Source organism: Streptomyces sp. NPDC059695, from assembly GCF_042733785.1.
GTDB lineage: Bacteria > Actinomycetota > Actinomycetes > Streptomycetales > Streptomycetaceae > Streptomyces.
The window spans coordinates 41,339-52,801 of the sequence record NZ_JBHWFF010000005.1 but is presented as its reverse complement, the minus strand read 5'-3'; the positions used below and the strand labels follow the sequence as shown (position 1 = coordinate 52,801).

At 71.4% G+C, this 11,463-nt stretch carries 8 protein-coding genes; 2 read left to right on the top strand and 6 right to left on the bottom strand.

Annotation, left to right across the window (positions count from 1 at the left end; all coding sequences use genetic code 11):
• Window positions 1-2 precede the first annotated feature (2 nt).
• Complete coding sequence (locus ACFV2S_RS08190; RefSeq protein WP_385555370.1) at window positions 3-431, bottom strand: MerR family transcriptional regulator; 429 nt, start codon at window positions 429-431, stop codon at window positions 3-5.
• 69 nt (window positions 432-500) lie between these two features.
• Here ACFV2S_RS08190 and ACFV2S_RS08185 point away from each other — a divergent pair, with 69 nt between their 5' ends.
• Complete coding sequence (locus tag ACFV2S_RS08185; protein WP_385555368.1) at window positions 501-1,397, top strand: aldo/keto reductase; 897 nt, start codon at window positions 501-503, stop codon at window positions 1,395-1,397.
• On the opposite strand, the gene ACFV2S_RS08180 is transcribed toward ACFV2S_RS08185, so the two are convergent.
• Together ACFV2S_RS08180 and ACFV2S_RS08175 are read right to left on the bottom strand one after the other, a co-directional pair.
• Entirely contained in the window at window positions 1,392-2,111 is a 720-nt protein-coding gene (locus tag ACFV2S_RS08180; RefSeq protein WP_385555366.1) for a vWA domain-containing protein, read from the bottom strand. The genes ACFV2S_RS08185 and ACFV2S_RS08180 overlap by 6 nt on opposite strands.
• Window positions 2,102-2,746, bottom strand: a complete 645-nt coding sequence (locus ACFV2S_RS08175) for a PadR family transcriptional regulator (RefSeq protein ID WP_385555364.1) — start codon at window positions 2,744-2,746, stop codon at window positions 2,102-2,104. The genes ACFV2S_RS08180 and ACFV2S_RS08175 overlap by 10 nt, the downstream gene beginning before the upstream one ends.
• A gap of 115 nt (window positions 2,747-2,861) precedes the next feature.
• Here ACFV2S_RS08175 and ACFV2S_RS08170 point away from each other — a divergent pair, with 115 nt between their 5' ends.
• The gene (locus ACFV2S_RS08170; protein WP_385555362.1) at window positions 2,862-3,977 is read left to right on the top strand and encodes an LLM class flavin-dependent oxidoreductase; all 1,116 of its coding nucleotides are present in this window, start codon (window positions 2,862-2,864) and stop codon (window positions 3,975-3,977) included.
• 107 nt (window positions 3,978-4,084) lie between these two features.
• Here ACFV2S_RS08170 and ACFV2S_RS08165 read toward each other — a convergent pair whose 3' ends face one another.
• The 3 genes from ACFV2S_RS08165 to ACFV2S_RS08155 form a co-directional block, all read right to left on the bottom strand.
• Window positions 4,085-5,545, bottom strand: coding sequence for a glutamate synthase subunit beta (locus ACFV2S_RS08165; protein ID WP_385555360.1), 1,461 nt, complete (start codon window positions 5,543-5,545; stop codon window positions 4,085-4,087).
• Window positions 5,538-10,124, bottom strand: coding sequence for a glutamate synthase large subunit (gltB, locus tag ACFV2S_RS08160; protein WP_385555358.1), 4,587 nt, complete (start codon window positions 10,122-10,124; stop codon window positions 5,538-5,540). Before gltB ends, ACFV2S_RS08165 begins: the two co-directional genes overlap by 8 nt.
• Before the next feature lie 527 nt (window positions 10,125-10,651).
• On the bottom strand, window positions 10,652-11,380 hold the full coding sequence (locus ACFV2S_RS08155) for a VIT1/CCC1 transporter family protein (RefSeq protein WP_385555356.1): 729 nt from the start codon (window positions 11,378-11,380) through the stop codon (window positions 10,652-10,654).
• Window positions 11,381-11,463: the final 83 nt, after the last annotated feature.

Genomic DNA, 11,463 nt, shown 5'->3' with positions numbered 1-11,463 from the left:
CCCTACAAAACAGGGCGCAAATACTCCGCCGCCGGCGGGGCCGGACACCGCGGTTCGCGGGGCGGACTCGGGGGGGCGCGCCCGCGCGCCCCCCCCGCGCCGCGCCCGCGCGGGGGCGCGCAGGAGCGGGTGCCCTGGAGGTCGTGGATCTGCTCGTCGATGGCGTCGAGCCGGGCGACGAGCAGCGGGCTGAGGCAGGGTTCGATCTCCGCCTCGCTGCCGCAGACGCAGTCGAGGACCTCGGCGATGACCCGGGTCGGCAGCCCGGCGGCGAGGAGGGCGCGGATGCGGCGGACGACTGCGGGGGCGTCGGGGCCGTAGACGCGCTGCCCGCCGGAGGTCCGCTCCGAGCCGAGGAGGCCCTGCTCCTCGTAGTACCGGAGCAGCCGGACACTCACTCCGGTCTCGCGCGCCAGCTCACCGATCCTCATGTGACCCCCCTCACATTCGCCCGTCCGTGCTTGAAGCTCACATCCATGTGAGCTCCTACGGTTCCGGGCATGACGAACAACACGAACCCCGCTGCCGACCCGACGATATTCCAGCTCGGCGGAGACCTTCCGGTCCGGCGTGTCGGCTACGGCACGATGCGACTCGCCGACGGCCCCGGCGACCCGTCCGGACCCGAGGCCCGGATCTGGTCGCCGCCGGCCGACCGCGCGGCCGCGGTGAGCCTGCTGCGCACGGCCGCCGAGGCGGGCGTCACGCTCTTCGACACCGCCGACGCGTACGCGCTGGGGGCGGGCGAGGAGCTGCTCGCGGAGGCGCTGCACCCGTACGGCGACGGGGTCGCGGTGGCCACCAAGGTCGGCGTGGTCCGGCCCTCCCCCACCGAGTGGGTGCCGCTCGGCCACCCCGCCTATCTGCGGCAGCAGGCCGAGCTGAGCCTGCGCCGGCTGCGCACGGAGCGGATCGACCTCCTGTACCTGCACCGGCTGGACGGGGACGTCCCGGTCGCCGAGCAGGTCGGTGCCCTGCGGCGGCTCCAGGAGGAGGGCAAGGTGCGGCACATCGGGCTCTCGGAGGTGACGGTCGCCCAGCTGGAGGAGGCCGAGGAGGTCGCCCCGATCGCGGCCGTGCAGAACCTCTACAACCTGGCGGCCCGCGACCACGAGGACGTGGTGGAGCACACGGCCGGGCGGGGGATCGCGTTCGTCCCGTTCTTCCCGGTCGCCATGGGCGGGCACGCGGGCCCGGACGGGCCGGTCGCGCGGGTGGCCCGCGAGGTCGGCGCGACCCCGTCGCAGACGGCTCTGGCCTGGCTGCTGCACCGGGCCCCGCACCTCCTTCCCATCCCGGGCACGACCTCGGCGGCGCACCTCGTGGAGAACCTGGGCGCGCTCGACGTCAGCCTGAGCGAGGAGCAGTTCGCGCGCCTGTCGCGGGCGGCCTCATGACCGGACGACGCCCTGGGCGCGGGCCGCGGCGAGCCAGGCGGGGAACTCGGAGACGAGCCGGTCGTAGAGCTCCGCGTCCGGGACCCGGCCCGGGTCCCGGCCCGCGTGGAAGAAGCCGGCGTTGTCGAGGGGGCGTTTCGCCGGCACGTCGAGCTCGTCGAGGCGGCGCAGGAAGTCGAACTGCCGGCTGCCGGGGTCGCCGAAGCCGATGAACTGCCAGAAGATCGGCAGCCGGGCCGCCTTGCAGACGTACCGCTCGGCGGCGAGCTTGTTGATCGGCCCTCCGTCGGTCTGGAAGACGACGAGCGCGGGCGCGGTGGAGCCGCTGTCCAGGTAGTGGTCGATGACGGCGTCCATGGCGAGGTGGTAGCTCGTCTTCCCCATGTGGCCGAGCCCGGCGACGATCCGGTCGATCCTGCCGGCGTGGTCGTCGAGGCGGATCTCGGTCTCGGCGTCGATGTCGGTCGAGAAGAAGACGACCGGTACCCGCCCGTCGTCGTCGAGGTGTGCGGAGAGCCCGAGGACGCGGTCGGCGAGGGCCTGCACGGTGCCGTTCGCGTAGTACGGCTTCATGGAGCCCGAGTAGTCGACGACGAGGTAGACGGCGACGCGCTGCCCGCTGACCCCGTGCCGCTCCAGCGAGGCCCCGGCCTCCTTGTAGAGACTCACGAGCGCGGGTGCCGTCTCCTCGACCTTCCGCAGGCTCAGTGCCATGGCTTCTCGCCCTCCAGCTCCTCGGTCTCCAGCTTCTCGGTCTCCAGCTCCTCGGTCTCCAGCTCCTCGGTCTCCAGCTCCTCGATGTCCGCGAGCATGGCGTCGGCCAGGTCGCGTTCGGCCGCGTGGTACCGCTCGGCCCAGGTCAGGGCGAGCCGGGGGTACGCCCAGGCCTCGTCCGCCCCCGCGTCCGCCACGTCGGCCTCGGCGCGCCGCCGCATGCCCTCGGCGTACTCCCGGTGGGCGAGCAGGATCTCGCGCATCCGCGCGGGTTCGAGGAGGTGTCCGAGCCAGAGCCGCAGCATCGGCGCGTGTTTCAGGACGGGCGGGTCGAGGGGGGCCGTGCGGGCCCAGGTGCGGACGGCGTCGAGGCCCTCGTCGGTGATGCGGTAGACGCGCTTGTCGCGGGTGCCGGCCTCGGGGGCGACGAGCCGGGAGGTGGCGTAGCCGGTGTTCTCCAGGCGTTTCAGCTCGCTGTAGACCTGGCTGAAGGAGGGGCTCCAGTAGAAGAGGCCGAGGGACCGGTCGGACCACTTCTTGACGTCGTAGCCCGACAACTCCCGTCCGTGGGACAGCAGTCCGAGCACCGCCCAGCCGGTCGCGGGAAGCCCTGGCACGCTCTCTCGGTCCACCACGGACGGCAGTCTACGACCCTTCCCTCCTCTCCTTGTGCCTGCTAGAAGTATTTCGATTAGGCATAAGCAGGCCGTGAGCAACGGCAGAGGCAGGCCCACCCGGGAGGAGCGTCCCGTGAAGTTCTCCATGATCTTCGAAGCACAGCTCGTCGACCCGACCCCCGACCGAGAACGCCAGGTCATCCACGACTGCGTCGAACAGGCCGTCCTCGCCGAGGAGATGGGCTTCGACCGGATCTGGGCGGTCGAGCACCACTCCCTCACCCAGTACGCCCACATGAGCGCGTCCGAGATCTTCCTGACCTGGGTCGCCGCCCGCACCCGGACCATCCGCGTCGGCCACGGCGTGGTCACCATGCCCTTCGGCTACCAGCACCCGGTCCGGGTCGCGGAGCGCGCCGCGATGCTCGACGTGCTCTCCGGCGGCCGCGTCGACGTGGGCGCCGGCCGGGGCGCGACCCGCCAGGAGACCCGGATGTTCGGGGTGCGCCGGGAGGACACCCGCCCGCAGACCGAGGAGGCCCTGCGGATCTTCGCGGCGGCCTGGCGGGAGCCGGAGCTGGAGTGGCACGGCACGCTCGACATCGGCCCCGGCGCGGTCCTGCCCCGCCCCGTCCAGACCCCGCATCCACCGCTCTTCATGGCCTGCTCGCAGCACGACTCGCTCCGCCGGGCGGCCGAACTCGGCATCGGCGCGCTGGTGATGGGCTTCGCGGGCGCCGACGACGTCCGCGCGATGCGGAGGGTGTACGACGAGGCCCTCGCGTCCCGGGACGGATCCCGGTTCGTCTCCACGGAGGTCAACGACCACTTCTCGGCGCTCTGCCCGACGATCGTCCTGGACGACGCCGCCCGCGCCCTCCGGCTCGGCACCCGGGGCCAGCGCTTCTTCGCCGAGTCGATCGCCCACTGGTACGGCGGCGCGCCCGCCCCCACGGGGTACGCGGAGGACGAGGACCACGCGGGGGCGCTCGACGACCAGCGGCAGAAGCTGATCGCCCGCCTCCACGAGGCGGACATCCCGGCCCGCCCGGTCGACACGGGGACGTACCACACCGACCACGCCTACGGGGACGCGTCCACGGCGATCGCCTACGTGGAACGGCTCCGGGAGATCGGCGTCGACGAGGTGATGTGCCTGATCCAGATGGGCACGGTCCCGCAGGAGGTCTGCCTGGAGACGATCCGGCAGTGGGGCACGAAGGTCATCCCGCGCTTCCGCGCCGCCTGACCACGCGCCGCAGCGCCCCCACGTCGTCCGGTCGGGGACATTCAGGGGGCGCTGCGCTCAGTTCCGTACGTCGTTGTACGGGACGTTCTCGGGGTGATCCGGTGGGATCAGACCGTCAGCGAACGGTCCGTCGGACGGATCGGGGCCGGCAGGGAGCTGGCGCCGGTCAGGTAGCGGTCCACGCCGCGGGCGGCCGAGCGGCCCTCGGCGATGGCCCAGACGATGAGCGACTGGCCGCGGCCGGCGTCGCCGGCGACGTAGACGCCGTCGACGTTGGTGGCGAAGTCCGCGTCACGGGCGATGTTGCCCCGCTCGTCCAGGGCCAGACCGAACTGGGCGACCAGGCCGTTCTCCACGTCCGTGCCGGTGAAGCCCATCGCGAGCGTGACCAGCTGGGCGGGGATCTTCCGCTCCGTGCCCGGCTTCTGGGTCAGCTTGCCGTCGACGAACTCGACCTCGACGAGGTGAAGGAACTGGACGTTGCCGTCCTCGTCGCCCTCGAAGTGGGTGGTGGAGACGGAGTAGACCCGCTCGCCGCCCTCCTCGTGCGCCGAGGTGACCTTGTAGAGCATGGGGAAGGTCGGCCAGGGCTGGCCGGCGTTCCGGTCCTCGCCCGGCTTCGGCATGATCTCCAGCTGCGTGACCGAGGCCGCGCCCTGGCGGTGCGCCGTGCCGACGCAGTCCGCGCCGGTGTCGCCGCCGCCGATGACGACGACGTGCTTGCCCTCCGCGGTGATCGGCGGGGCCACGAAGTCGCCCTCGACGACCTTGTTGGCGAGCGGCAGGTACTCCATCGCCTGGTGGATGCCGTTCAGCTCCCGGCCCGGGACGGGCAGGTCGCGGGCGGTGGTGGCACCGGCGGCGATGACCACGGCGTCGAACCGCTTGCGCAGGTCCGTCGACGTCAGGTCGCGGCCGATCTCGATGCCGGTGCGGAACTTGGTGCCCTCCGCGCGCATCTGCTCGATGCGGCGGTTGATGTGCCGCTTCTCCATCTTGAACTCGGGGATGCCGTAGCGCAGGAGGCCGCCGATGCGGTCGGCGCGCTCGTACACGACCACGGTGTGGCCGGCCCGGGTCAGCTGCTGGGCGGCGGCGAGGCCCGCCGGGCCCGAGCCGATGACGGCGGCGGTCTTGCCGGACAGCCGCTCGGGGGCCTGCGGCCTGACGTCGTTCGCGTCCCAGGCCTTGTCGATGATGGAGACTTCGACGTTCTTGATGGTGACGGCCGGCTGGTTGATGCCGAGCACGCACGCGGACTCGCAGGGAGCCGGGCACAGGCGGCCGGTGAACTCCGGGAAGTTGTTCGTGGCGTGCAGCCGCTCCGACGCCGCCGACCAGTCCTCGCGGTAGGCGTAGTCGTTCCACTCGGGAATCAGGTTCCCGAGGGGGCAGCCGTTGTGGCAGAACGGGATGCCGCAGTCCATGCAGCGGCCGGCCTGCTTGCTGATGATCGGGAGCAGGGAGCCGGAGACGTAGACCTCGTTCCAGTCCCTGACGCGCTCGCCCACCGGCCTGGTCTGGGCGACTTCACGCCCGGTGGTCAGGAAGCCCTTGGGGTCAGCCATGGGACGCAGCCTCCATCATCTTCTCGGTGGTCTCGGTCTCGGAGAGACCGGCGAGCTCAGCGGCGTCCTTGGCGGCGAGCACTGCCTTGTACGTGGTGGGGATGATCTTGCTGAACCGGGCCGCCGCGGCGTCCCAGTCGGCGAGGAGCTTCTCGGCGACCGTCGAGCCGGTCTCCTCGAAGTGGCGGCGCACGACATCGTGCAGCCACGCCTTGTCGGTGTCCGACGGGGCCTCGATCGCCTCCAGGTTCCCGGAGTTGACGTTGTCCCGGTCGAGGTCGACGACGTAGGCGACACCGCCCGACATGCCGGCCGCGAAGTTGCGGCCGGTCTCGCCGAGGACGACCGCCGTGCCACCGGTCATGTACTCGCAGCCGTGGTCGCCCACGCCCTCCGAGACGACCAGGGCGCCGGAGTTGCGGACGCAGAAGCGCTCGCCGGTGCGGCCGCGGAGGAAGAGCTCGCCGCCGGTGGCGCCGTAGCCGATGGTGTTGCCCGCGATGGTCGAGTACTCGGCCAGGTGGTCGGCGCCCCGGTCCGGGCGGACGATCACACGGCCGCCGGAGAGGCCCTTGCCGACGTAGTCGTTGGCGTCGCCCTCCAGGCGGAGCGTGACACCGGCCGGCAGGAAGGCGCCGAAGGACTGGCCGGCGGAGCCGGTGAAGGTGATGTCGATGGTGTCGGCCGGAAGGCCGGCGCCGCCGAACGTCTTCGTCACCCGGTGGCCGAGCATGGTGCCGACCGTGCGGTTGATGTTGCGGATCGCGACCTGGGCGCGGACCGGCTGGGCCTCCTCGGCGGAGGCGGCGTTCAGGGCCTCGGCGGCGAGCTGGATCAGCTCGTTGTCGAGGGCCTTCTCCAGGCCGTGGTCCTGCTCGATCCGGGCGTGGCGGACCGCGCCCTCGGGCAGCTCGGGCACGTAGAAGAGCGGCTCCAGGTCGAGACCCTGCGCCTTCCAGTGCGTGACCGCGCGGCTGGTGTCGAGGAGCTCGGCGTGGCCGACGGCCTCCTCGATGGTGCGGAAGCCCAGCTCGGCGAGGAGCTCGCGGACCTCCTCGGCGATGAACTCGAAGAAGTTGACGACGAACTCGGCCTTGCCGGAGAAGCGGTCGCGCAGGACCGGGTTCTGGGTGGCGATGCCGACGGGGCAGGTGTCCAGGTGGCAGACGCGCATCATGACGCAGCCGGAGACGACGAGCGGCGCGGTCGCGAAACCGAACTCCTCGGCGCCGAGCAGCGCGGCGATCACCACGTCGCGGCCGGTCTTGAGCTGGCCGTCGGTCTGGACGACGATCCGGTCGCGCAGGCCGTTGAGCAGCAGCGTCTGCTGGGTCTCGGCGAGGCCGAGCTCCCAGGGGCCGCCCGCGTGCTTCAGGGAGGTCAGCGGGGAGGCGCCCGTGCCGCCGTCGTGGCCGGAGATGAGGACGACGTCCGCGTGGGCCTTGGAGACGCCGGCGGCGACCGTGCCGACGCCGACCTCGGAGACCAGCTTCACGTGGATGCGGGCGACCGGGTTGGCGTTCTTGAGGTCGTGGATCAGCTGGGCCAGATCCTCGATGGAGTAGATGTCGTGGTGCGGCGGCGGCGAGATGAGGCCGACGCCGGGCGTCGAGTGACGCGTCTTGGCGACCCACGGGTAGACCTTGTGGCCGGGCAGCTGGCCGCCCTCGCCGGGCTTGGCGCCCTGGGCCATCTTGATCTGGATGTCGTCCGCGTTGACCAGGTACTCGCTGGTGACGCCGAAGCGGCCGGAGGCGACCTGCTTGATCGCGGAGCGGCGCGCCGGGTCGTACAGGCGGTCCGGGTCCTCGCCGCCCTCACCGGTGTTGGACTTGGCGCCCAGCTGGTTCATGGCGACGGCGAGCGTCTCGTGCGCCTCGCGGGAGATGGAGCCGTACGACATGGCGCCGGTGGAGAAGCGCTTGACGATCTCGGAGACCGGCTCGACCTCGTCGATCGAGATCGCCTCCCGCTCCGCGGAGAAGCCGAACAGGCCGCGGAGCGTCATGAGGCGCTCGGACTGCTCGTTCACGCGCTCCGTGTACTGCTTGAAGATGTCGTACCGCTTGTTGCGCGTGGCGTGCTGCAGGCGGAAGACGGTCTCCGGGTCGAACAGGTGCGGTTCGCCCTCCCGGCGCCACTGGTACTCGCCGCCGATCTCCAGGGCGCGGTGCGCCGAGGGGACGCCGGAGACGGGGTACGCCTTGGCGTGACGGGCGGCGACCTCCTTGGCGACGACGTCGAGACCGGCGCCGCCGATCTTGGTGGCCGTGCCGTTGAAGTACGTGGCGACGAAGGACTCCTCCAGGCCGACGGCCTCGAAGACCTGGGCGCCGCGGTAGGAGGCGACGGTGGAGATGCCCATCTTGGACATGACCTTGAGGACGCCCTTGCCGAGGGCGTAGATCAGGTTCCGGATGGCCTGCTCGGGCTCCAGGCCCTCGATGAAGGTGCCGGCGCGGACCAGGTCCTCGACGGACTCCATCGCCAGGTAGGGGTTGACCGCCGCGGCGCCGTAGCCGATGAGCAGGGCGACGTGGTGGACCTCGCGGACGTCACCGGCCTCGACCAGCAGACCCACCTTGGTGCGCTGCTTGGTACGGATGAGGTGGTGGTGGACGGCCGCGGTGAGCAGCAGCGAGGGGATCGGCGCGTGCTCGGCGTCGGAGTGCCGGTCGGAGAGCACGATGAGGCGGGCGCCGCCCTCGATGGCGGTGTCGGCCTCGGCGCAGATGGCCTCGATGCGGGCGGCGAGGGCGTCGCCGCCGCCGGAGACGCGGTAGAGGCCGGAGAGGGTCACGGCCTTCATGCCGGGCATGTCGCCGTCGGCGTTGATGTGGATGAGCTTGGCCAGCTCGTCGTTGTCGATCACCGGGAAGGGCAGGGTGACGCTGCGACAGGACACGGAGGTCGGGTCGAGCAGGTTGCCCTGGGGGCCCAGCGAGGAACGGAGGCTGGTGACGAGCTCTTCGCGGATGGCGTCCAGCGGCGGGTTCGTGACCTGAGCGAACAGCTGCGTGAAGTAGTCGAAGAGCAGTCGCGGGCGGGCGGAGAGGGCCGCGATCGGCGAGTCCGTTCCCATGGAGCCGAGGGGCTCGCCCGCGGTGCGGGCCATCGGCGCGAGGATGACGCGGAGCTCTTCCTCGGTGTAGCCGAAGGTCTGCTGGCGGCGGGTGACCGAGGCGTGGGTGTGGACGATGTGCTCGCGCTCGGGGAGGTCGGAGAGCTCGATCTCGCCGGTCTCCAGCCACTCCTCGTAGGGGTGCTCGGCGGCGAGGGCGGCCTTGATCTCGTCGTCCTCGACGATGCGGTGCTCGGCGGTGTCGACGAGGAACATCTTGCCGGGCTGGAGGCGGCCCTTGCGGACGACCTTGGCGGGGTCGATGTCGAGGACGCCGACCTCGGAGGAGAGGACGACGAGGCCCTCGTCGGTGACCCAGTAGCGGCCGGGGCGCAGGCCGTTGCGGTCGAGGACCGCGCCGACCTGGACGCCGTCGGTGAAGGTGACGCAGGCCGGGCCGTCCCAGGGCTCCATCATCGTGGAGTGGTACTGGTAGAAGGCGCGGCGGGCCGGGTCCATGGTCTCGTGGTTCTCCCACGCCTCCGGGACCATCATCAGGACCGCGTGCGGCAGGGAGCGGCCGCCGAGGTGGAGGAGCTCCAGGACCTCGTCGAAGGAGGCCGAGTCGGAGGCGTCCGGGGTGCAGATCGGGAAGATCCGGTCCAGCGAGCCCTCGCCGAAGACGGAGGAGTCGAGCTGCGCCTCGCGGGCGGTCATCCAGTTCCGGTTGCCCTTGACGGTGTTGATCTCACCGTTGTGGGCGACGAAGCGGTACGGGTGGGCCAGCGGCCAGCTCGGGAAGGTGTTGGTGGAGAACCGGGAGTGGACGAGGGCCACGGCGGTGGCGCAGCGGCGGTCCGACAGGTCCGGGAAGAAGGGCTCCAGCTGGCCGGTGGTCAGCATGCCCTTGTAGACGATGGTGCGGGCGGAGAGCGACGGGAAGTACGTCGCGGCCTCGCGCTCGGCGCGCTTGCGCAGGACGAAGGCCTTGCGGTCGAGCGCGATGCCCGTGAGCTCGCCTCCCCCGGACTCCGTCCGGGAGGTGCCCCCGGTGACGAAGAGCTGGCGGAAGACCGGCATGGTGGCGCGGGCGGAGGCGCCGAGCAGCTCGGGGGCGACGGGGACCTCGCGCCAGCCGAGGACGGTGAGGCCCTCTTCGGCGGCGATGGCCTCGATCTTCGCGGCGGTCTCGTCGGTGCCGTCCTCGGGGAGGAAGGCGATGCCGACGGCGTACGCACCGGCCTCGGGGAGCGCGAATCCGGCGACCTCGCGGAGGAAGGCGTCCGGGACCTGGAGCAGGATGCCGGCGCCGTCACCGGAGTCGGGCTCGGAGCCGGTGGCGCCGCGGTGCTCGAGGTTGCGCAGTACGGTCAGCGCCTGCTCGACCAGTGCGTGGCTGGCTACACCGGTGAGGGTGGCCACGAACCCGACACCGCAGGCGTCGTGTTCGTTACGGGGGTCGTACATCCCCTGCGGAGCAGGGCGACCGTCCATGGGCGACCAGGCGTCGGAACGCATCGGCTCTCCCGTCGTCGTCGTGGCTGGGGGCACCTCCCAGACCACGTCTGGGGGAGCTACTACCGAGGGACGACGTTGGCCCTCCGCGAAATTTCGTGCAGGTTACATGATGGCTGGCTTCTCGCGAAGTGGATAGCTCATTCCAGCATGCGGACACCGCCGATACGGAGCGGTGCTGTGGGTTCAGCTGTGTGGTTGCGGCGGCAGAGGCTGCCCCGCGGGGGACGGACCGAGGGTCCGGCAGACCTTCGGGTCTCCGGCGACCCGTCACTGGAAGTGGGCTTCGTTGCCCGGTGACGCTCAGGCCTCCTTCCCGTTGGTCACGGGTTCGAAACCGCCGGGTAACCGGCTACTTATGTGGCGTCCCGCATAGTGTCTCATCGCGACGGCGGATCGGACCAGGGATATACGTCACAGCCCTTACGGGCGGTTCGTCCCGGAAAAGCCGCACGAAAAGACCGAGAGGCCCCTTTCGGAGGCCTCTCGGTCTTCTGCGTGGGTACGGAATCCGCACACCCCCCAGGGGGCTACAACGCGGCCCCGAAGAGCATGCCGAGCCCGTACGTGACGGCCGCGGCGGCACCACCCAGGACGAGCTGGCGCATGCCGCTGAAGAGCCAGCCGCGGGCGGTCACGCGGGCCACCAGGGCGCCGCAGGCGAAGAGCCCGACGAGGGCGAGCAGGACGGCGGGCCAGAGCGCGGTCGCCCCGAGCAGGAACGGCAGCACGGGGAGGAGCGCGCCGAGCGCGAAGGACCCGAAGGACGAGACGGCGGCGACCATCGGCGACGGCAGGTCGTCCGGGTCGATGCCGAGCTCCTCGCGGGCGTGGATCTCCAGCGCCTGCTCGGGGTCCTTCGACAGCTGCATCGCGACCTCGCGGGCGAGCTTGGGCTCGACGCCCCGGGAGACGTAGAGCGCGGCGAGCTCCTCCATCTCGTCGACGGGGTGCTTGCGCAACTGGCGGCGCTCGACGTCCAGTTCCGCCTGGACGAGCTCGCGCTGCGAGGCGACGGAGGTGTACTCGCCGGCCGCCATGGAGAAGGCTCCGGCCGCGAGGCCCGCGAGGCCGGTGATGACCACGGTCTGCGAGGAGACCGAGCCACCGGCGACACCGGTCATCAGGGCGAGGTTGGAGACGAGTCCGTCCATCGCGCCGAACACCGCCGGGCGCAGCCAACCGCCGTTCACGTCGCGGTGCGTGTGGTTGTCGCGGTGGGCCTCGTGCAGTGGCGCCTGAGCTTCGATGATGGACATGGCTCTCCCCTCGTTCCGGCGGGCAGGGATGCACCCGCCGCCCCCAACACCCTCGAAAATACGCGCGATGTAAGGGGCCCGCC

What these genes read in the sequence shown, in the direction of transcription:
- ACFV2S_RS08190 (WP_385555370.1), bottom strand. Translation starts at nt 431, where the DNA reads ATGAGGATCGGTGAGCTGGCGCGCGAGACCGGAGTGAGTGTCCGGCTG.
- ACFV2S_RS08185 (WP_385555368.1), top strand. Translation starts at nt 501, where the DNA reads ATGACGAACAACACGAACCCCGCTGCCGACCCGACGATATTCCAGCTC.
- gltB (WP_385555358.1), bottom strand. Translation starts at nt 10,124, where the DNA reads ATGCGTTCCGACGCCTGGTCGCCCATGGACGGTCGCCCTGCTCCGCAG.
- ACFV2S_RS08180 (WP_385555366.1), bottom strand. Translation starts at nt 2,111, where the DNA reads ATGGCACTGAGCCTGCGGAAGGTCGAGGAGACGGCACCCGCGCTCGTG.
- ACFV2S_RS08165 (WP_385555360.1), bottom strand. Translation starts at nt 5,545, where the DNA reads ATGGCTGACCCCAAGGGCTTCCTGACCACCGGGCGTGAAGTCGCCCAG.
- ACFV2S_RS08155 (WP_385555356.1), bottom strand. Translation starts at nt 11,380, where the DNA reads ATGTCCATCATCGAAGCTCAGGCGCCACTGCACGAGGCCCACCGCGAC.